The 20,745-nt window shown below is 40.2% G+C and carries 26 protein-coding genes; 19 read left to right on the forward strand and 7 right to left on the reverse strand.

What is annotated here, in order from left to right; genetic code table 11:
* Nucleotides 1–65 precede the first annotated feature (65 nt).
* Complete coding sequence (locus CHI10_RS07685; protein WP_095243700.1) at nucleotides 66–986, reverse strand: RluA family pseudouridine synthase; 921 nt, start codon at nucleotides 984–986, stop codon at nucleotides 66–68.
* A 342-nt stretch (nucleotides 987–1,328) separates the two neighbouring features.
* On the opposite strand from CHI10_RS07685, the gene CHI10_RS07690 reads away from it, so the two are divergent.
* Nucleotides 1,329–1,727 carry a YhcU family protein gene (locus tag CHI10_RS07690; RefSeq protein WP_095243701.1) on the forward strand — a complete coding sequence of 133 codons (399 nt, stop codon included), beginning with the start codon at nucleotides 1,329–1,331 and terminating at the stop codon, nucleotides 1,725–1,727.
* A gap of 32 nt (nucleotides 1,728–1,759) precedes the next feature.
* Here CHI10_RS07690 and CHI10_RS07695 read toward each other — a convergent pair whose 3' ends face one another.
* A complete protein-coding gene (locus CHI10_RS07695) occupies nucleotides 1,760–2,230 on the reverse strand; it encodes a thioredoxin family protein (RefSeq protein ID WP_095243703.1) in 471 nt (156 codons plus the stop codon).
* Nucleotides 2,230–2,670: a disulfide oxidoreductase gene (locus tag CHI10_RS07700; RefSeq protein ID WP_095243704.1), complete on the reverse strand. Its 441-nt coding sequence runs from the start codon at nucleotides 2,668–2,670 to the stop codon at nucleotides 2,230–2,232. The genes CHI10_RS07695 and CHI10_RS07700 overlap by 1 nt, the downstream gene beginning before the upstream one ends.
* Nucleotides 2,671–3,015: 345 nt before the next feature.
* On the opposite strand from CHI10_RS07700, the gene CHI10_RS07705 reads away from it, so the two are divergent.
* From CHI10_RS07705 to CHI10_RS07730, 6 genes are all read left to right on the forward strand, one after another.
* The gene (locus tag CHI10_RS07705; RefSeq protein WP_095243735.1) at nucleotides 3,016–4,518 is read left to right on the forward strand and encodes a bifunctional GNAT family N-acetyltransferase/carbon-nitrogen hydrolase family protein; all 1,503 of its coding nucleotides are present in this window, start codon (nucleotides 3,016–3,018) and stop codon (nucleotides 4,516–4,518) included.
* A 164-nt stretch (nucleotides 4,519–4,682) separates the two neighbouring features.
* A complete protein-coding gene (locus tag CHI10_RS07710) occupies nucleotides 4,683–6,428 on the forward strand; it encodes a phospho-sugar mutase (RefSeq protein WP_095243706.1) in 1,746 nt (581 codons plus the stop codon).
* Nucleotides 6,429–6,467: 39 nt separating this feature from the next.
* The gene (locus CHI10_RS07715; RefSeq protein WP_095243708.1) at nucleotides 6,468–7,190 is read left to right on the forward strand and encodes an SDR family oxidoreductase; all 723 of its coding nucleotides are present in this window, start codon (nucleotides 6,468–6,470) and stop codon (nucleotides 7,188–7,190) included.
* A gap of 162 nt (nucleotides 7,191–7,352) precedes the next feature.
* Complete coding sequence (locus tag CHI10_RS07720; RefSeq protein ID WP_095243709.1) at nucleotides 7,353–8,483, forward strand: GAF domain-containing sensor histidine kinase; 1,131 nt, start codon at nucleotides 7,353–7,355, stop codon at nucleotides 8,481–8,483.
* A complete protein-coding gene (locus CHI10_RS07725) occupies nucleotides 8,484–9,131 on the forward strand; it encodes a response regulator (protein ID WP_095243710.1) in 648 nt (215 codons plus the stop codon).
* Nucleotides 9,132–9,270: 139 nt separating this feature from the next.
* Complete coding sequence (locus CHI10_RS07730) at nucleotides 9,271–9,810, forward strand: NADPH-dependent FMN reductase (RefSeq protein ID WP_095243712.1); 540 nt, start codon at nucleotides 9,271–9,273, stop codon at nucleotides 9,808–9,810.
* Between the two features lie 56 nt (nucleotides 9,811–9,866).
* Here the strand turns inward: CHI10_RS07730 and CHI10_RS07735 are convergent, their stop codons facing one another.
* Nucleotides 9,867–10,121 carry a YhdB family protein gene (locus CHI10_RS07735; protein WP_095243713.1) on the reverse strand — a complete coding sequence of 85 codons (255 nt, stop codon included), beginning with the start codon at nucleotides 10,119–10,121 and terminating at the stop codon, nucleotides 9,867–9,869.
* A 207-nt stretch (nucleotides 10,122–10,328) separates the two neighbouring features.
* On the opposite strand from CHI10_RS07735, the gene CHI10_RS07740 reads away from it, so the two are divergent.
* Together CHI10_RS07740 and CHI10_RS07745 are read left to right on the forward strand one after the other, a co-directional pair.
* Nucleotides 10,329–10,646 (forward strand): DUF3889 domain-containing protein, encoded by a 318-nt coding sequence (locus tag CHI10_RS07740; RefSeq protein ID WP_095243715.1) that lies wholly within the window; start codon nucleotides 10,329–10,331, stop codon nucleotides 10,644–10,646.
* 126 nt (nucleotides 10,647–10,772) lie between these two features.
* Nucleotides 10,773–12,185 carry a SpoVR family protein gene (locus CHI10_RS07745; RefSeq protein WP_095243717.1) on the forward strand — a complete coding sequence of 471 codons (1,413 nt, stop codon included), beginning with the start codon at nucleotides 10,773–10,775 and terminating at the stop codon, nucleotides 12,183–12,185.
* A 689-nt stretch (nucleotides 12,186–12,874) separates the two neighbouring features.
* Here the strand turns inward: CHI10_RS07745 and CHI10_RS22275 are convergent.
* A complete protein-coding gene (locus tag CHI10_RS22275) occupies nucleotides 12,875–13,024 on the reverse strand; it encodes a hypothetical protein (protein ID WP_179288976.1) in 150 nt (49 codons plus the stop codon).
* Nucleotides 13,025–13,153: 129 nt separating this feature from the next.
* On the opposite strand from CHI10_RS22275, the gene CHI10_RS07750 reads away from it, so the two are divergent.
* The 9 genes from CHI10_RS07750 (at nucleotide 13,154) to CHI10_RS07790 (ending at nucleotide 18,161) form a co-directional block, all read left to right on the forward strand.
* Nucleotides 13,154–13,414, forward strand: a complete 261-nt coding sequence (locus CHI10_RS07750) for a metal-sensitive transcriptional regulator (protein WP_048011895.1) — start codon at nucleotides 13,154–13,156, stop codon at nucleotides 13,412–13,414.
* Between the two features lie 91 nt (nucleotides 13,415–13,505).
* A complete protein-coding gene (locus CHI10_RS07755) occupies nucleotides 13,506–13,865 on the forward strand; it encodes a rhodanese-like domain-containing protein (RefSeq protein WP_095243718.1) in 360 nt (119 codons plus the stop codon).
* A gap of 15 nt (nucleotides 13,866–13,880) precedes the next feature.
* On the forward strand, nucleotides 13,881–14,180 hold the full coding sequence (locus CHI10_RS07760) for a rhodanese-like domain-containing protein (RefSeq protein ID WP_095243720.1): 300 nt from the start codon (nucleotides 13,881–13,883) through the stop codon (nucleotides 14,178–14,180).
* Between the two features lie 154 nt (nucleotides 14,181–14,334).
* Nucleotides 14,335–14,811: a DsrE/DsrF/DrsH-like family protein gene (locus CHI10_RS07765; protein WP_095243721.1), complete on the forward strand. Its 477-nt coding sequence runs from the start codon at nucleotides 14,335–14,337 to the stop codon at nucleotides 14,809–14,811.
* 21 nt (nucleotides 14,812–14,832) lie between these two features.
* Nucleotides 14,833–15,411, forward strand: a complete 579-nt coding sequence (locus tag CHI10_RS07770) for a sulfurtransferase TusA family protein (protein WP_095243723.1) — start codon at nucleotides 14,833–14,835, stop codon at nucleotides 15,409–15,411.
* Between the two features lie 42 nt (nucleotides 15,412–15,453).
* Nucleotides 15,454–16,575, forward strand: coding sequence for an MBL fold metallo-hydrolase (locus CHI10_RS07775; protein WP_095243725.1), 1,122 nt, complete (start codon nucleotides 15,454–15,456; stop codon nucleotides 16,573–16,575).
* Nucleotides 16,576–16,628: 53 nt separating this feature from the next.
* Nucleotides 16,629–16,856, forward strand: coding sequence for a sulfurtransferase TusA family protein (locus CHI10_RS07780; RefSeq protein ID WP_095243726.1), 228 nt, complete (start codon nucleotides 16,629–16,631; stop codon nucleotides 16,854–16,856).
* A 65-nt stretch (nucleotides 16,857–16,921) separates the two neighbouring features.
* Nucleotides 16,922–17,698 (forward strand): sulfite exporter TauE/SafE family protein, encoded by a 777-nt coding sequence (locus CHI10_RS07785; RefSeq protein ID WP_095243727.1) that lies wholly within the window; start codon nucleotides 16,922–16,924, stop codon nucleotides 17,696–17,698.
* A gap of 100 nt (nucleotides 17,699–17,798) precedes the next feature.
* Nucleotides 17,799–18,161 carry a YidH family protein gene (locus CHI10_RS07790; protein ID WP_095243729.1) on the forward strand — a complete coding sequence of 121 codons (363 nt, stop codon included), beginning with the start codon at nucleotides 17,799–17,801 and terminating at the stop codon, nucleotides 18,159–18,161.
* Between the two features lie 30 nt (nucleotides 18,162–18,191).
* On the opposite strand, the gene CHI10_RS07795 is transcribed toward CHI10_RS07790, so the two are convergent.
* Entirely contained in the window at nucleotides 18,192–19,085 is an 894-nt protein-coding gene (locus CHI10_RS07795) for a YitT family protein (RefSeq protein ID WP_095243730.1), read from the reverse strand.
* 317 nt (nucleotides 19,086–19,402) lie between these two features.
* Here CHI10_RS07795 and CHI10_RS07800 point away from each other — a divergent pair, with 317 nt between their 5' ends.
* Entirely contained in the window at nucleotides 19,403–20,305 is a 903-nt protein-coding gene (locus CHI10_RS07800; protein WP_095243732.1) for a YihY/virulence factor BrkB family protein, read from the forward strand.
* Nucleotides 20,306–20,336: 31 nt separating this feature from the next.
* On the opposite strand, the gene CHI10_RS07805 is transcribed toward CHI10_RS07800, so the two are convergent.
* On the reverse strand, nucleotides 20,337–20,651 hold the full coding sequence (locus CHI10_RS07805) for a DUF948 domain-containing protein (protein ID WP_095243734.1): 315 nt from the start codon (nucleotides 20,649–20,651) through the stop codon (nucleotides 20,337–20,339).
* Nucleotides 20,652–20,745: the final 94 nt, after the last annotated feature.

The raw sequence follows: 20,745 nt of genomic DNA on the forward strand, positions 1-20,745 counted from the left end.
AGCAACAAACTTTGCGAAAACAGCCTTAGAAAACTAAAGCTGCCTTAAGATAAGGCAGCTCTAAGTTAGAAACGATATGGGTCAATTCCTTTGAAAATCCCGGGAGCATCCAGGAAAGGCGCATGACAGACAATATCCTCTTCTAAGAATGGGTGCGGAATCTCAAGCTTTACTGCGTGCAGTGCCTGCCGTGCAAAAACAGGTTTCCCGCCATATAAAGTATCCCCGGCAAGAGGATGTCCAATATGGCTTAGATGAACACGGATCTGGTGTGTTCTGCCTGTATCCAAACGGCACTTTATAAGTGAAAGATTTTGTTTAGGATAGTACTCAATTAATTCATAGTTCGTTGAAGCAGGCTGACCGCCTGGGGATACCCTTCTCCTGGTTGGATGATGCCTGTCGCGCCCGATTGGTTCCCTGATGGTTCCTTTGTTTTTTAAAATTTTGCCATGGACTAAAGCCAAATATGTGCGCTTAATTCTTCTTTCTTCCAGCTCTTTATCCAGAATAGCCCCCGCTAATGCATGCTTCGCAAATAATATGGCACCGGTTGTATCACGATCCAGGCGATGTATATGTTTTATGCCTCTATACTCCCCCTGCATTTGCATATGAAAAGCTGCGGCGTTTGCGAGGGTATTCGCTTGATCCGGTGAGTTAGGATGCGTGTCCATGCCGGCAGGTTTATTCAAAACAAGCATATGGTCATCTTCAAAAAGAACATCAATCTCATAATAAGATGGAATAACGCCTGGATCTTTATCCTCGAAAAATTGAAACTTTAATTTATCTCCTGCATGCACCGGTTTTGTCCAATTGGCAGGTTCATCATTCGATAACACCTGTTTTTCCATTCTCATATTGTGTGTTTGTTTCTTTGGTGCTCCCCATAATGACCGGACAATATATTCGATTGAATATCCTTCCCAGTGGCCAGGTACTTCTATTTCACACCATTCACCAAACCTTTGCAGTTTTACCATAAATTACTCCTTATCCTGATTGAATAATCTTACCTTTATTACATATAAATTAATGACAATAATATTTTAGCCTTTAAAGACAGCTGATAAAAGGAATAGTTGATCTTAAAAATTATTGTAATATTGAAAATACCCTTTTATTTTGCTGAAAATGGGGTTATTATAGAGCTTTAGAACTATTTATTTTGCATTACACCTGTTCCATCTATTTCCGGAGGAGGAATAAATACCAGCAAATCCCTGCTCCATGGGTATAATTACCACCCTAAAGAGCTTTTAGAATATGATATTCTTATGTATATATTACGAACTGATTACAAGGATTACAAAGGTGGGTTATCAGTGAAGGTTGTATTTGCATCAACTCCTGATCAGGAACAAAAAATTCAAGAATTAATACGAAAATTCTATTCAAATGTGTTTCCTCTTTATTTCACTGACGATGATATAAGAGAATTTGAACAGCAGAGGGTTTTACATACTTCTACCAGACACTTTGAATACTTTGGAACATTAAAGGAGGCATATCAGGTTATAGCAGGGCTGCAGACGCTCATGGCTATTCTTGAATCCCGCCCAATGAGCGGCAAATATGAAGCGATATTCTTCAAGAATGTTCAAATACTTCAAGAATTCGGCTTATCCTTTCCGTTTGATTACAGTCATTTTTGCGGAGAGAGAATGCTCCGGAATGATTTATTCAGTGTTTATGCTAAAGCCGCAAATGAAATGCTTGTATGAGAAAACGCCTGCTGCCTGCAGGCGTTTTTTGGTTATTTGGAATTCTCATTAAACCACTGTTCAAAAACTTCCTTTTCCTGAGAACCGGTAATCCTGTTAACCTCTTTGCCGTCTTTGTATTGAACGATTGTTGGAGTTTCCTTAATTCCGTAATTATCCCAGCCGTCTTCAAATTCAAGCAGGTTGAATTGCACCAGATCAATACCCATATCTTCTGTAAGCGGAGCCACCACAGGGGTAGTCTTTTGGCAATGAGGGCATGTCGGGCTATAAAAATAAACCGTTACATCTTCTTTTTCATCTAACTTTTTGTCCAATTCCTCGGGAAGGATCAGGTTTTGATAATTCGGGTCTTCAAGCTGTTTGACTGTTTCAGGATGAAGTGAATCCTTTCCATATGGATTTTTCTCTGACACTTTTTCTTCGTTTTGCATTTTAGTTAACATTCCAACTGCTGCAAATAATGCAACGATAATGGCAAGAAATATAATGACCTTTTTCATTATTCTGCTGCCTCCTTCGTTTTCTTCCAGATAAGGTAACTGCAAATAAAAATAATAATAAAAGCTGTTAATGCTAAAAAAGGAATTGTAACAAATCCCAGCCAATTAATATACTGCCCTGTACAGGGAACTCTCCCGCATGCTGCTGCACGATCAGCCATAAATGAAATCTTCTGGATGGAGTAGTGGTAGATGGAAATGCCGGCTCCAACAGCAGATAACACCATTGTATATAAGCTGATGCGATAATCCTTCTTAACCACAGCCAAGCCTAGTATGACAGCAAAGGGATACATGACAATCCTCTGATACCAGCAAAGCTCGCACGGTTCATATTGCCTGATTTCCGAAAAATAAAGGCTGCCGAACATAGCAAGAATCGAAGCTGCCCAGGCAATAAACAGCAAATTCTCCCGCCGGTCTGTTTGTGTTTTCTCCATAATAATCTCCTTATTAATATGTACTCTAAAATTATAAAGCTATTGGACATCCCTTGTAAATCAACATGTGCAGACAATTAGCAGAAATGGGGCTTTTGTGGCAAAGATATTAACGGTTACAATAAAAAGAAGACATTTAACACCTTTATAGAAATATATACAAAGGAAAAGAAGCAAGATAATTAAGAGGGAATTTACTTAAGAAGTTACGAATGCAGCAAAAAAGGGAAAAGATTTGTATATCACTGGAGAGGCTAAGGTCCTTTTAGCTCCCATGATAATTATTATTTCCGAAGGAGTGCACCACCATTGACAAAGCTTGATTTAACGAAATTCGAGAAGAAAATGATTATCAGAAATACCCGGCATTCAGATATAGATCATATCATTGCCCTTCAGGAGTTATGTTTTCCCGGCATGGTTCCCTGGAAGAAGGATCAGCTTGAAAGCCATCTGGAAATTTTCCCGGAAGGCCAGTTTGTTGCAGAATATGACGGAGAAATCATCGGATCCTGTTCAAGCCTTATAATAAACTTTGATGAGTATGATGACCGTCATTCCTGGGATGATGTGACAGACAAAGGATACATAACGAACCATAATCCGGAAGGCTATAACCTGTATGGAATAGAAGTAATGGTTCATCCTGATTACCGCAGAATGAAAATCGGCCATCGCCTGTATGAAGAAAGGAAGGAGCTTGTCAGGTCTTTAAATTTAAAAAGCATCATCATAGGCGGACGAATTCCAAACTATCATAAATACTCCAATGAAATGAACCCGCGGGAATATGTTAACGAAGTGTCGCTTCATAAAATCTATGACCCGGTTTTATCCTTTCAGCTCCTGAATGGATTTACCCTTATGAGGATTAATCCCAACTATTTGCCTGACGATGTACAGTCAAATAAATATGCAACCCTGATGGAATGGAATAATGTCGACTACAGACCAATGAGCAAACGCTTTTATAAAACGAGCTACCCGGTCCGTATATGCGTGGTTCAATATTTAATGAGGCAGATAAAATCCTTCGATGAATTTGCCCATCAGGTGGAATATTTTACAGATGTAGCTTCTGACTCAGGGTCCGATTTTGCCGTTTTTCCCGAGTTATTTACTACCCAGCTGATGTCCTTTTTGGAAGAACGTTCACCAAGCCTTGCGGTCAGAAAGCTGACAGAATACACTGAGCAATACATCGAGTTATTTACGGATTTGGCAGTCAGATATAATATCAATATCATTGGCGGCTCTCACTTTGTTAAAGAAGAGGATGATGAGATTTATAATATCGCATATCTTTTCCGCCGGGATGGAACGATTGAAAAGCAGTATAAGCTCCATATTACGCCAAATGAGCGGAAATGGTGGGGAATCAGCCGCGGAGATGAAGTAAAGGTATTTGATACGGACTGCGGGAAAATAGCCATTCAAATCTGCTATGACATCGAGTTCCCTGAGCTTGCGAGAATTGCGACAGAAAAAGGTGCCAAAATTATATTTACCCCTTTCTGTACCGAAGATCGCCAGGGGTATTTAAGGGTACGCTATTGTGCTCAGGCGCGTGCTGTTGAAAATCAAATATACACGGTTATTTCAGGTACGGTCGGCAATCTTCCGCAAACAGAGAATATGGATATTCAGTATGCACAATCTGCCATTTTTGCACCATCCGATTTTGAGTTTGCCAGGGATGGAATTGTAGGGGAAACAAATCCAAATATTGAAATGGTCCTGATCGGTGATGTTGATCTGGAAATCCTCCGCCGCCAGAGGCAGGATGGCACGGTGCGCCAGCTAAAAGACCGCAGGCATGATATTTACAGCATTAAATATAAGAAGTAATATATAGTTGCAGCTTGAGCGCCTTTCAACTGGCGCTCAAATGCTTTTATTGGACATACATAATCTAAGGGTGGAATTTGTCAAAATAACTCGGATATTTTTAAAAGGAATATCCATCTGGAACTCGAAAAGGATATGCAGAAGCTTTTTTAGGAGGTCATACAATGGAATGGAAAACAGCAGCAGAACGATGGATAAACCATGAGGATCTGGACAATGAATTATTAGAACAGCTAAAACGTCTGCAGGGAAATGAAAAGCTCCTTGAAGAAGCATTTTATAAGGGACTGGAATTCGGAACAGGCGGCATGCGCGGGGAAATTGGCCCGGGAACAAACCGCATGAATATATATACTGTCCGAAAGGCATCTGCAGGATTAGCGGCATACATAGAGGAAAAAGGACTGGAAGCAAAAAATAGGGGAGTGGCTATTGCTTATGATTCACGCCACATGTCTCCGGAATTTGCAATGGAAGCGGCTAAAACACTTGCCAGCAGGGGCATACAGACATATGTTTTTGACGAGCTTCGTCCAACTCCCGAACTTTCATTCGCAGTCAGGTACCTGCATGCGTATGCAGGCATAGTCATTACAGCCAGCCATAATCCGCCGGAATACAATGGTTATAAGGTCTATGGATCTGATGGGGCTCAGCTGATTCCCGCGGAAGCTGATATTGTTATAAGCAAGGTAAATGAATTGGAAAACGAATTGCTGATAGAAGTAATGGATGAAGATGTGTTAAAGGAAAAAGGGCTTATTACCATGATCGGCAAAACAGTTGATCAGGCCTATCAAAAGCAGCTTCTTACCATTTCAGAAAATCCCGGTGCCGCAAATGAAGCGGATGTGAGCGTAGTATTTACGCCTCTTCACGGTACGGCCAATAAGCCTGTCAGAGAGGCATTGTCAGCGCTTGGCTATGTAAATGTGCATGTGGTAAAGGAACAGGAGCTCCCGGATCCTGAGTTCTCAACAGTAAAGAGCCCTAATCCAGAGGAAAAAGATGCATTTGAGCTGGCAATGAGAGATGGAAGAGAAGCCAATGCAGATTTATTAATTGCTACAGACCCGGACGCCGATCGGCTTGGAATCGCTGCGAAGAACAAAGAAGGTGAGTATGTTCTTTTGACAGGAAATCAGACAGGGGCGCTGCTGCTTCACTACATACTTTCTCAGAAGAAAGAAAAGAATACACTGCCTGACAATGGCATCATGCTAAAAACGATTGTTACATCTGAATTTGGCCGCAGGGTTGCCTCGTCTTTTGGAGTAGAAACCATTGATGTTTTAACTGGCTTCAAATTCATTGCAGAAAAAATCAAGGAATATGAAGAGTCGGGTGAATACTGCTTCCTGTTTGGCTATGAGGAAAGCTATGGATATCTAATCGGCGACTTTGCAAGGGACAAAGATGCTATCCAGGCAGCCCTGCTTGCAACAGAAATGGCGGCTTATTATAAAAAGAAAGGCATGTCCCTTTATGAGGCATTGCTCAGCTTATTTGATGAGTTTGGCTATTTCCTTGAAGGATTAAATTCAATGACTCTCAAAGGAATTGAAGGAGCTGAAAAAATCCAGCAGACACTGGCATCTTTCCGCACTAATCCGATAAAGGAACTTGAAGGCATGAAAGTTCAGGCTGTTGAAGATTACTTAACAGGAATCAGAACGGAAGCAGATGGAACAGAGGAAAATATCGGCCTGCCAAAGTCCAATGTTATTAAGTATTTCTTCGAAGAAGGGAACTGGATCTGCCTAAGGCCGTCAGGTACAGAACCGAAAATTAAATTTTACTTTGGAATCAATGACTCATCATTAGCCGGCAGCAAGGAAAAACTGGAATCCGTCCAAAAAGCATTTATGGGCATCGTCGAAGAAAGAATGGGTATTTCAGTATCAAAATAAATTCTCACACCCAGAAGTGTTAACAGAAAGGAAGATTCAATGTTAAAGGGACAAACGGCAATAGTAACAGGTGCATCCAGAGGGATCGGCAAGGAAATCGCTGTTAAGCTGGCTCAGCAGGGCATGAAGCTGACTCTGATTGGCAGCTCAGGGGAAATACACCAATCTGCAGAAGACCTCAATAAAATGGGATTTTCAGATGTAATGCCCATTCAGGCGGATATCTCAAATGAAGCACAAGTAAAGGCAGCAGTTGAAAAAACTCTTCAGACATACGGGCAGCTTGACCTTCTTGTGAACAATGCAGGTATGGGCTTTTTTAAACAGGTTGATGAAACGACACTGGATGAGTGGAAAAAGGTCTTTGAAGTCAATGTGCAGGGAGTTTTTCTCGGAAGCAGGGCAGTACTGCCGCATATGAAAGAGCGGAAATCAGGTACAATCATTACCATTTCTTCAGATGTAGCCAGGTATACGATCCCGAATGGATCAGCCTATACGGCAACAAAATACGCAGTTCAAGGCTTCTCGGGATCTTTAGCTCAGGAAGTCAGAGAATACGGTATCCGTGTCGGAACCATAAATCCTGGAATGGTTGATACGTTTTTTGCAGAATCCAAGCAGGGACTCGAAGAGAAAAAAGATTGGCTGAAGGTCGAAGATATCGCAAACGCTGTTGTTTACATGGCATCTGCGCCGAAACACATGCTGATAGATGAAATCGTCCTTCATCCATTTGTTCAAAACTACCCAATAGCATAGAATGTTGCACCGAAGAGGAATGCTCTTCGGTGTTTTTAGTAAGGGAACTTTTCCTGTCTGCAACTTTAGTCGCAGGCTGCTTCCTCCGAAATGCCAAGGAAGTAAGGGGAAATAAGTTATATAATATAAGTACATATATGACAAGGACCAAGGGGGATCCGGGTGTTGGGGAAAAAAAGACAATCAGAAATCGGAATATTAAAAGAAATAGCAGAGCTACTGAATGAAGGAACAGAAATAGATTCACTTCTTAAAGAGGTGCTGCAAAAACTGCTTCACATCACGGGTCTGGAAACGGGATGGGTATTTTTGATCGACAGCCATGGGGAGTTCCGCCTGGCAGCAGAAGAGAAACTGCCCCCTGCCCTTTCCGCGGATAACTGCAGACCGATGTGCAAGGGAGATTGCTGGTGTATTGACCGCTATAATGACGGCAGATTAAACAAAGCTTCAAATATAATTGAATGCAAAAGAATTGAAGATGCAATTGCCGAGCAAAGAAAAGATACCAATGGGCTAACCCATCATGCCTCCGTACCGCTGAGAGCAGGAGAGGAAAAGTTTGGTGTACTTAATATTGGTTCACCTGCCAAAACCCATTTTTCACCTGAAGAATTAGCTTTGCTGGAATCTGTTGCTTTCCAAATCGGAACGGCTATAAAACGGATCAAGCTCACACAGCTCGAACAAGAGACGGCACTTGCTGCGGAAAGAAACCGGCTGGCAAGGGACCTGCATGATTCTGTAAACCAGCTTTTGTTCTCTCTAAGCTTGACGGCGAGAGGAGGAGCGGAAATGGCTGATAACCCGGAAATGAAAGAAACCTTTTCCTACATGCAGGATCTCGCACAGGAAGCCTTAAGCGAGATGAGAGCGCTTATCTGGCAGCTCAAACCGCGCGGACTGGAAAATGGAATTATATGTGCTATGCAGACTTACAGTCAAATGCTTGGCCTGAAGCTAAACTCAAAAGTTAAGGGTGTAATTTGTCTTCCGGGTAAAGTTGAAGAAACACTTTGGAGAATTGGCCAGGAAGCTCTGGCAAACTGCAAGAAACATTCCGGTGAGTCAACAGCTGATGTAGTACTGACTGTAGATGAAAGAACAGTTACCATGATGATTTCCGATTGCGGCAGAGGGTTTCATTATCATGAAAATGATATCCCTTCTCTAGGTCTCAAAAGCATGAAGAAAAGGACAGAAGCACTGAATGGTATATTCAAATTAATAACAGAGCCAAACAAAGGAACGAATATTGAAATTATCATTCCTTTGGAAAAGGGAGGGAAATAAATGGCCATCAAGGTTTTAATAGCGGATGATCATCATGTTGTAAGAAGGGGACTTGTATTTTTTCTCAAAACTCAGCAGGAAATCGAAATTATCGGGGAGGCAAAAAACGGCCTTGAAGCTGTTGAGATGATGCAAACACACCAGCCGGATGTTGTATTAATGGACCTGGATATGCCTGTAATGAATGGGATTGAAGCCACACGGCAAATTAAACTGAATTATCCTGCTGTAAAAATCATGATACTCACAAGTTTTTCAGACCAGGATCATGTAATACCCGCCATAGAGGCGGGCGCATCAGGATATCAGCTGAAAGATATTGAGCCGGATATCCTCGTTCAGGCAATAATCCAGCTGATGAAAGGAGAGAACCAGCTTCATCCAAAAGCCACCTCCCATCTGCTTACACATTTAACGAATAAAAACAGTACGGAAAGACAGCCGCTTGAAGAGCTGACAAAGAGAGAGCTCGAGGTTCTGAGAGAGATCGCAAAAGGAAAAAGCAATAAAGAAATAGCTTCATCTCTTTTTATCACAGAAAAGACAGTTAAAACCCATGTTTCCAACCTGCTGTCCAAGTTAGAGCTCGCAGACAGGACACAGGCAGCACTTTATGCCGTGCGTCATGGAATTGCCGAGACAAAATAAAAACTCATCCAAAAGTCTGAGGAAATATTTACTGAATTAGTACTAAAACAAGCTTTATAAAACTCAGCCATCCTGACGATGTGTAAAAGCGCATGTTTCTATATACTAAATAATATAGGATCTTAAAGGAGAGTTTATAATGAAGCTTACAATTATTAATGGAAGTCCGCGAATGAAGGGACGCACGGGAATAGCCTCCCGTTATATTGCAAGAAAATATAATGCTGAACTGATCGACTTAAGCCTTGGAGAAATTCCTTTATACAATGGAACAGAAGAACAATATGGGCTGCCTGCTGTTAAAAATTTGCGCCAGCAGATTGCTGACTCTGATGGAGTTATTCTGGCATCCCCTGAGTATCACAGTGCCATGAGCGGAGCATTAAAAAATGCGCTGGATTTCCTGGGGAGTGAGCAATTTGCCCATAAGCCAGTCGGTCTGCTGGTTGTGGCAGGCGGCGGAAAAGGCGGTATCAATGCGCTGAATAATTTAAGAATTGCCGGCAGAGGCGTGTATGCCAATGTTATACCTAAACAGCTTGTCCTTGACCCGCATTGTTTTGATTATGAAAATGATGGCTTTTTTGAGGAACCAGCCAAACTGGTAGAGGGCTTAATAAATGAACTTCATATATATATGAGGGCATATGGTCAAATTAAGCAGGAATTAAAACAATAAAAAAACAAAAACACGGACTAAAAAATCCGTGTTTTATTATTGGTGGAATTCTTTTGTCAGGTTAGTTCATAAAATACAGTGTTTGGCAGCTGTTTTTCCGATAATTCATTGGCATGGTCAATATATCTAAGCAGTGAGTATAAATGTTTCTCAATGACAGAATAATCATTTTCGAAATTGTAGGCATGCAGGAAATGTTCAATTTTCTTTGAAAGAAACTGATCTTCCGTCCTGACCATCAGGATCAGCAGGTTATCCCATTCAGACCGGTGTGTATAATATAACGCACGGTCGTAATCCACTTTATTCATTTGTCCTCTCCTCCTCTTCCAGGAGTTGATTATAGTTTATGATGATGCGGCATATTATTTCAAAGTAAATCTTGGACTTGTTGATATTCATGGGTTTTCATCATTTACCTGTATATATTGGCTAAATTCATTTAAAGGAAATTCAGTTACATAAAATCAAAGCCTGGGTCAAAAATATAAGTAACGACATATGCTTTGGAGGGAATAATGAAAAAGTATTTATCCATCTTTATGCTGATTTGTTTAATAGCCGGGGGAGGTTCATTGGCAGGAGCTGTACAAAAACCGGATTATGAAAAATATGGAAGAATTGCCGTCGCAGTTGTAAAAGAAGACTACCCTGGGGAAGAAGTGGTGGATTATCAGTATGGAGGAAGAAAGAAAGTTACTGAAACAGATGTAACAGATACCTTTACTTTTACCGTAAAAGAAAACGGGAATCCAGTAAACGTACTGGTGATGGTCACACATAACCTTAAAGATAATAAAGCGGTTAGCATCACTGTGGAGAGAAAAGCGCAATAGCACAAATAAAAGCGGGGCGAAATGCTCCGCTTTTTGATGTAATTTGTTCCAAGCTTATGAAGAGACTACTCATCAATCCTCTTGTTGGTTCATAGATTATGGTAAGGACTAAAAGGGGGAGTGGCAATGCGGGAGGAAGATAATAAATCATTGGAATATGCCATTCAGGAAATTACTGAAATTGCAAATGGGTTTGGTTTGGACTATTACCCTATGAGGTATGAAATTTGCCCAGCCGAAATCATTTATACATTTGGCGCTTATGGCATGCCGACCAGGTTTTCGCATTGGAGCTTTGGAAAACAGTTTCATAAAATGAAGCTGCATTATGATTTGGGATTATCAAAAATTTATGAGCTCGTAATTAACTCGGATCCTTGCTATGCGTTTCTGCTGGATTCAAATACCCTTATCCAAAACAAATTAATTGTGGCGCATGTTTTAGCACATTGTGATTTCTTTAAAAATAATGTGCGTTTTCAAAACACAAAGAGGGACATGGTAGAGAGCATGGCTGCCACTGCTGAAAGAATAAGGCATTATGAAATTGAGTTTGGGAAGAAGGAAGTGGAAACCTTCCTTGATGCCGTGCTGGCAATTGAGGAGCATATTGATCCTTCTCTTATGAGGCCGAAGCTAGCCTGGAGTTCGGATGATGAGTATGAAAGCAGCGGTGATACGGCAACGGCCAGCCCTTATGATGATTTATGGGGTTTGGATGAAAGAAACAAGAAGCATGAACCAAAGAAGAAAAATAAGAAATTCCCTCCGAAACCGGAAAAAGATTTATTGCTGTTTATAGAGAGCTACAGCAGGGAGCTAACCGACTGGCAGCGGGATATATTAACGATGATGCGGGAAGAAATGCTCTATTTTTGGCCGCAGCTGGAAACTAAAATTATGAATGAAGGCTGGGCATCGTATTGGCATCAGCGCATCTTAAGGGAAATGGATTTGACATCTGCTGAAGCGCTGGAATTTGCAAAGTTGAATGCAGGGGTTGTGCAGCCGTCCAAGACCGGAATCAATCCATATTATCTGGGTCTGAAGATTTTTGAAGATATTGAAGAACGATATAACAATCCGACTGAGGAAATGAAAAGGCGCGGGGCAGTGCCAAATTCAGGCCGGGAAAAAATGTTCGAGGTTCGTGAAATCGAGTCAGATATATCATTTTTAAGAAATTATTTAACAAAAGACCTTGTCATGAGAGAAGATATGTATCTGTTCCAAAAACAGGGCAAGGATTATAAAGTAGTGGATAAACAGTGGGAGCATGTGCGCGATCAGCTTGTCAGCATGCGTGTAAATGGAGGATTCCCATATTTGACGGTTACTGACGGCGATTATATGAAGAATGGTGAACTATACTTAAAGCACTGGTTTGAAGGAGTGGAGCTTGATCTTAAATATCTTGAAAAAGTACTTCCATATGTACATCAGCTTTGGGGCAGAGGCGTCCATATGGAAACCATTGTTGAAGGCAAGAATATGCTTTTCACTTACGATGGGAAGAGCATCCACAGAAAATATTTATAAAAATGACGGACGAACCAAAGTATGTTGTGGTTCGTCTTTTTTTTCAGGTTTTTAAAAAATGGGCAGAATAAAACTAAATACTTCCCTTTCCAAGGAGTATTGAAGTAATATTAACGTGTACAGGCGGGGGTATTAAAAAGGCAACTAGATGACTCCCCGATATTAATATTTTCTTTTTAGCCATTGATAAACTGAGGAAAGGATGATGATCTTGAAAATTACAGATTCAGCTCGAGACTTATTGAAACAGGTTCTTCAAGAGAAAAATACGGGCGGCATTAGAGTTTATTTTGCAGGCTTTGGCTGAGGTGGCCCTCAAATTGGACTGGCTCTGGATGAGCCGGAAGCAGATGATATAATCGAAACAATAAATGAGATCCAGGTGGCAATCGACCCGGAAATCAAACCGCATACAGAAAGTATGATTCTTGACCATGATCAGGAAAATGAAAGACTGGTTCTGTTAGGCAATGACAGCGACTGCTGCTAATGAAAAACACCCACGCGGGTGTTTTTCTATTTGTAAAAAAAGCGTTGACTATATACCCAATAGGGTATAAAATATGAATTGTAATTGAATTATTTACGCAGAGGAGAGAAATATGCTGCTGATTATTACAACCTTGCTGCTAGTCAGTTTCCCTTTATTTAAAAGGTATTATCCTATTAGAAACATACCTTGTTATCATTTAGATCAATGCCTGCCCCAGGAAGGAATAGCCCTGCTGGATGTCAGGGACTATAATGATTCCTGTCATTGTGAAATACCCGGAGCGATCAATTTGCCCATTCCATATATAAATCGGCATATAAACGATATACCTTATAACCAGATCCATTTAGTTGCCTCCAGCTCATTAGAGAAAAATGTGGGAGTAAGGATGCTGAGAAAAAAGGGGTTTAAGATAGTTGGTTTTTCAATGCCTGATTGTCACTGTGTAAAATAAAACTAAAATGGGGTGAAGCGTGTGTTGTACGATGCAAAAACTAAAAATCGAATCAAAAGGGCGGAAGGTCAGCTTAGAGGGATTTTAAAAATGATGGAGGATGAAAAAGATTGCAAATCTGTCATTACCCAGCTAACAGCTTCAAGATCAGCAATTGATAAAGCAATTGCAGTTATTGTCAGTTCCAATCTTGAACAATGTATTGTTGAAAACGCTGAAAAGGGAATTGAGAGTTCCATCATGATTGAAGAGGCTGTCAACTTACTTGTTAAAAGCCGATGATGGTCAGTTGACTTCCTTTTTTTATTTAGTTATAATATACCCCATGAGGTATAAAACGAAAGCATAATCACATAAATTTGGAGGTAAGCAAATGACTATTGCAAATGGAATCATTATCGCCCTGCTTATTATTTTTCTCGCTCAGAAGCTGATTCCGGTAAAGGGCGTAAAACAGATGACAACTGCTCAGCTGAAGAATGAAATGAAGGACAAAACAAAGCAATACATTGATGTAAGAACATCAGCTGAATTTAAGAGCTTCCATATTCCGGGATTTAAGAACATGCCTCTTCATCAGCTTCAACAGAAAATGGGACAGTTATCAAGAGATAAGGAAGTAGTTGTTATTTGTCAAAGTGGAATGAGAAGCAGCAAAGCAAGTAAAATTCTAAAAAAAGCCGGATATAAGAACATTACAAACATCAAAGGCGGAGTAAGCGCCTGGAGATAAAGGGGAGAATATTAAATGAAAACAATGACTGTTAATGAAGTAGAGCAGCAGCTTGCTACAGGAAAAAAATTAAATATCATTGATGTGCGGGAAGCAGATGAGGTAAAAGAAGGAAAGATAGCTTCAGCTATTCATATTCCGCTTGGATTAATTGAATTCCGTATGCATGAGCTGGATAAGAATCAGGAATATGTTATGGTTTGCCGATCAGGGAACCGCAGTGGATTAGCTGCACAATTTCTTGAAGGACAGGGGTTTAGTGTCATTAACATGCTTGGCGGTATGATGAACTGGGAAGGACCATTAGATTACTGATCTGCAAATGGCCAATAACAGGTGTTGACAGAAAGTCAAATATACTCTAGTATATACCCTGTAAGGTATTTTGAATCGTTTTAAAAGCTTATAACAAATAAATAAATTTTTTTGATTAAAAAAATACCCAATAGGGTAAAGGGAGGATAAAAGATTGGAAAAGAAAAAAACAACAATCGTTCTATTCAGCGGAGATTATGACAAGGTGATGGCGGCTTATATCATTGCAAACGGTGCAGCTGCTTACGATCATGAAGTAACCATCTTTCACACATTCTGGGGACTAAATGCTCTGAGGAAAGATGAGCCAATTCAAGTCAAAAAAACTTTTATGGAAAAAATGTTTGGCAAAATGATGCCAAGAGGTCCGGAAAAAATGGGTTTATCTAAAATGAATATGGCTGGAATGGGTCCTAAGATGATCAAAGATATTATGAAAAAGCACAACACAATGCCAGTTAAAGATTTGATTGAATTAGCAAAGGAACAGGATGTAAAGCTGGTAGCCTGTCAAATGACTGTCGACCTTCTTGGATTTAAACAGGAAGAAATCATTGATGGTGTGGAATTTGCCGGTGTAGCTGCTTATCTTGCAGATGCAGAAGACGGTAATGTCAACTTATTTATCTAAAGCTATAAGGAGGAATTTTGAATGGAAACTTTAAAAACGAACTTTTCAGTGGATGCAAAGGGGCTTGCCTGCCCAATGCCGATTGTAAGAACGAAAAAAGCAATCAATAATCTGAATCCGGGGGAAGTGCTTGAGGTACTTGCAACAGATAAGGGTTCAAAAGCAGATATTCAGGCCTGGGCAAAAAGCTCTGGACACCAATATCTTGGCACAATGGAAGAAGGTGGAGTGCTTAAGCATTATATACGAAAAGCAGGTGAAAATGAAGAGCGTGAAGCTGCAACTTTTGAGCCTGTTGCCTCTAACGATGATCTTTTAAAAGAGATGGATTCTAATGATGATATTGTTGTTCTCGATGTCAGGGAACCTGCTGAATATGCATTCGGCCATATTCCAAATGCTATTTCGATTCCCTTCGGAGAATTGGAGGAAAGAATTAGCGAGCTGAACCAGGATAAAAAGATTTTTGTAGTATGCCGTACAGGGAGCCGAAGTGATATGGCATCCCAGGTATTAGCTGAAAAGGGCTTCTCAAATGTTATTAATGTAGTTCCGGGAATGTCCGAATGGAATGGACCGACAGAAACGAAGCTTAACTAAATTTTTTTAAACTGAATTATACATTAGGGGGTATGTAAAAAGATGAAAGCAATGACTGCTAGTGAAGTAACAAAAAAGGTTATTCATAATGAAGAACTATTTATACTTGATGTGCGTAATGAAACCGACTTTAATGATTGGAAGATTGAAGGCAAAAACTTTGAATACTTGAATGTTCCTTACTTTGACCTTCTTGATGGTGTTGAATCCATTCTGGATAAAATTCCGGCTGATAAAGAGCTTTTAGTAGTGTGTGCAAAAGAAGGTTCTTCTGTCATGGTTGCAGAAATGCTTGAGGAAGCAGGACGCGATGCTTCCTACCTCGCAGGCGGGATGAAATCATGGAGTGAGCATCTTGAGCCAGTTAAAGTGGGCGATTTAAAGGATGGCGGAGAAATGTATCAATTTGTCCGCATCGGAAAAGGCTGCCTTTCCTACATGGTGATTTCAAACGGTGAAGCTGCAATCGTCGATGCCACAAGAATGACAGACGTATTTACTGATTTTGCTGCTGAAAAGAATGCAGAGATCAAGCATGTCTTTGATACGCATCTTCATGCAGATCATATTTCTGGCGGACGAAAAATTGCTGAAAAAACGGGTGCTTCCTACTGGCTTCCTCCTAAGGATGCTGAAGAAGTAACATTTGAATACAGCCGTCTTGAAGATGGAAACGAAGTCATGATTGGTTCTACTAAAATCAGCATTCAAGCTATTTACTCACCAGGCCATACCATTGGCTCCACATCTTTTGTAGTGGACGATCAATACCTTCTTTCAGGTGATATCCTATTCATCGATTCTATCGGACGTCCGGACCTTGCCGGTAAAGCCGGGGATTGGGCTGGAGATTTAAGAGAAACACTTTATAAGCGCTATAAAGACCTATCAGACGAATTAGTTGTTATGCCTGCACACTTCATGATTATTGAAGAATTGAATGAGGATGGCAGCGTATCAGAAAAGCTTGGCACATTATTTGCTGAAAATCACGGATTAAATATCGAAGACGAAGGTGAGTTCAGAAAATTAGTTTCTGAAAATCTTCCTCCTCAGCCTAATGCTTATCAGGAAATCCGCGAAACAAATATGGGAAAAATCAGCCCGGATGAAGAAAAACAGCGTGAGATGGAAATCGGTCCAAATCGCTGTGCTGTAAGATAATCTTTTAGTAAGGATTTATCAAAAAACTAATAATAAAATTGGAGGAATGAAATATGAACGCAGCAAAAATACTGGATGCAAAAGGCTTAGCTTGTCCAATGCCAATCGTAAAAACGAAGAAAGCAATAGGTGAAATCGAATCAGGGCAAGTGCTTGAAGTTCATACAACAGATAAAGGCGCTGTTAAAGATTTGGCTGCCTGGACAGAGTCAACTGGACATGAGCTTTTAAAACATGAGGATGACAATGGAGTGTTAAAGTTCTGGATAAAAAAAGGCTAATCTATTGTAAAGATAAAAGGGGGTTTCGACTCCCTTTTATTGCTTAAAAAGGAGGGAATGGCCACATGGATTTTACTTTTTTGATCGTCATATTTTTAATTGGTTTTATCGGGTCTTATATTTCCGGAATGGTGGGAATTGGCGGATCTATCATTAAGTACCCAATGCTATTATACATTCCGCCGTTATTTGGATTAGCTGCTTTTTCTGCTCATGAAGTATCCGGAATCAGTGCTGTACAGGTGTTTTTTGCAACAATCGGAGGTGTCTGGGCCTACAGGAAAGGCGGATATCTGAATAAAACACTAATTATTTATATGGGTTCAGCCATATTAGTCGGAAGTTTAATCGGAAGCTATGGTTCAAGGTTTATGACTGAAGGCGGCATTAACCTTGTTTATGGTGTTTTAGCTTTAATTGCAGCAATTATGATGTTTGTGCCGAAAAAAGGCTTGGATGATATCCCTTTGGATCAAGTAAAGTTCAATAAATGGCTTGCAGCTTTCTTTGCTTTTATTGTCGGCATCGGGGCTGGTATCGTCGGTGCAGCAGGTGCCTTTTTACTGGTTCCTATTATGCTGGTTGTATTGAAGATTCCTACAAGGATGACGATTGCGACATCACTGGCAATTACTTTTATTTCATCGATCGGATCTACAGCTGGTAAATTGGCAACCGGACAGGTAGACTATGTTCCTGCAGCCATTATGATTATTGCCAGCTTAATTGCTTCTCCATTAGGAGCTGCTTCAGGAAAGAAAGTAAATACAAAAATTCTCCAGGTTATTTTGGCTGTACTAATTCTGGCTACATCCATTAAGATCTGGATGGATATATTATAATTCTGGGGAGGGGGCAGCTGATGCTGTTCCCTTTAATGTTTAACCTGTGGTTAAGCGGTAAAAATAAAAGTATGCTTCAGATAAGGGAGAGCTGTTTCTGATGGAAGAAACGAAAGATTCGAAATACATACAGCAGCATCTGGCAAATGAAAGAACCTTCCTGGCATGGGTAAGAACATCGATCGCTGTAATTGGAATAGGCGTACTTGCTTCCACGCTGCATTTTAATAATGTGCAGAGAGTAAATAAGTTTGCAGACAGCATTGCCATTTCATTAAGTTTATTTTCTCTGGTTACCGGCCTGACAATCCTGGTTTACTCTACCCTGAATTATTTTCAGGTCAGAAAAAGAATTAACCTGCAAACCTACTCATCATCTCGATCTCTAATATATTTAATAACAGCTGTTATCTTTTTAATATTTGTTTTGTTACTAGTATATTTATTTGTTATATTGATTTAACTGGCACATTCATGTTTTTTATAAACTAGCTTAATGAATGGCTTTCTTTTTAAATCTTCCGCCCCTGACTTCCGCAATATCAGCAACTGCTAAAAAAGCATTGGGATCTATTTCTTCAACGATGGCTTTTAATTTTGCCTCTTCCAGTCTGGTGATGACACAAAAGATTACTTTTTTATCATCCCCTGTGTAAGCACCTTCCCCATTTAAGTAGGTAACCCCTCTTCCAAGCCGTGCCAGGATCGCTTCGCCGATTACCTTATGCTGGTCACTGATGATCCAGGCTGATTTTGATTCATCCAGCCCGCTGATCACCACATCAATTGTTTTGAAAGCAATGAAATAAGCGAGGATGGAATACATTGCCCTGTTCCAGCCGAAAACAAAGCCTGCCGTAGCAAAAATGAAGATATTGAAAAACATAATAATTTCGCCGACAGAGAACGGAAGTTTTTTATTTACCAGAATGGCCAGAATCTCTGTTCCATCTAAGGATCCTCCATACCTGATCACCATGCCGACCCCAACACCTAGAACAATGCCGCCAAATACCGTTGCTAACAGTAAATCCTCAGTAAAAACAGGAACATCGTGCAAAAGAAGGGTGGTTGCTGATAATATGGCAATCCCGAGCAGCGTAGACAACGCAAAGGTTTTCCCTATCTGTTTGTATCCTATGTAAAAAAATGGGATGTTAAGGATGAAAATAAACCAGCCCAGTTTCCAGCCGGACAGGTGAGAGAGGATAATGGAGATGCCTACTATTCCGCCATCCAGAATTTTATTTGGCACAAGGAACTCTTCGATCCCCACGCCCATAAGTATGGCTCCAACTATGATGAAGAAAATTCTTTTTGCAAGCTTTCCTTTAGTCAATCCTTTATGTACATTTGCTTCAACAGCCGTTTCGAGTGATACGTTCATAAATGACCCCCATTTTTATATGATACCCGAGTATCTGTATAAGCTAATAATATAATATGATGGCTTGTGCCATTTTAGCTCAAACTAATTAATCGGCAAGTCTGATAATCATTATATCTAATTATACCATTTCTTATATTAGATGAGGGATTCCGGGATTACAATAATACGCTCAGCTCTGTACTCTTTTAAGGAGCAGTTAGTGATCTCTTTTTTACCAGTCTGATTGAATATTTTATGAAAATACGATTAGTTCAAAGCTCTTCGGGGAAATAAACACATACAAGCTATTAGCTGTATAAGGGAGGGGCAGTTACATGCATAAGGTTATTCAATTTGGCAAGAAGCTCGGGAAGGAGTTTAAGAAGGATCGGGCAACCGGGCTTGCAGCCGAACAAGCCTATTATTATATGCTCTCCATTTTTCCTTTATTAATTCTGCTTATCTCCATAGTTCCATATCTATCACTGGATCCTCAAAAAGCATTAACCTATCTGCAGAGTGTAATGCCGTCTGATTCGTTTAGTGTAATCGAGGATAATGTGGTAGATATCATTACGAAGCCAAACGGCGGTCTGCTGACTTTTGGTATTATCGGTACATTATGGTCGGCTTCTAATGGAATGCAGGCTTTCATAAGGGCCATGAATGATGCGTTTGATGTAAAGGAATCGAGATCATTTATAAAATCAAGACTGGTTTCCATAGGCTTAACACTTGGACTGCTTGCAGCATTCATTGTTGCCATGGTTCTTCCCGTATTTGGGAAAGTGATCCTGAATTTTATTGGGAATTTTATAAATATATCTGATGGGATGCAAATTTTGATCAATGTATTGAGATGGGCCGTTGCTTTTGTAATCATGGTTGCAGTCCTGGCTATTCTTTATAAAGTCGCACCGAATAAACATTTTCCTTTCAAACAGGTATTGCCGGGTGCAATAGCCGCAACGGTTATGTGGCAAATCATATCTTTCGGCTTATCCTTTTACGTAAGCAATTTTGGAAATTATTCAGCCACATATGGCAGTCTTGGCGGAGTTATTGTATTAATGCTTTGGTTCTTTTTAACCGGCCTTGCACTTGTTATTGGCGGAGAAATAAGTGCTCTCTATCACAGAAATAATACATTCAAACCAGGCACCGGGAAGAAAGATGATAAAAAAGATCCCAAAGGACAATCCGATGGAGAAGCGTACCGTACACTTTCAATTAAATAAGACAAAATAAAACGAGGGCTCAGCCCTCGTTTTATTTTATATGATGGATAAAAGGTATTTTAATGTTCCACCACTTTTTTATTTTTTTCGGTGTTTCTTTAACAGCATCCACTGTATTATTAAATGTTTGTTTCTTAAAATTGATATCCCTCTGGATTTCTTTCTGGGTTGCTGTCAGTTCGTCAACTCCATTTTTTACTTGATCTGCTTTTAGCTGCATGACTGTGCTTATTGCTGTCAGCTTATTAATTGCGGGTTTGGCATCCTTGTACGTTTTAAACGCATAGATGCCGAGAAAAATCAGGGATGCTGCTATAAGAATCAAGCTTGCATATACAATGAACATAACGGCCTGCCTCCTCATGCTGGGTTTTCTTATTATTTACCCATTAACGCAAAAAATTAACGTAAATCTTCTTTACCAACTTAAAGATAGGCTG

Source organism: Bacillus sp. 7894-2 (assembly GCF_002272225.1).
In the GTDB taxonomy this organism is placed as follows: Bacteria; Bacillota; Bacilli; order Bacillales; family Cytobacillaceae; genus Cytobacillus.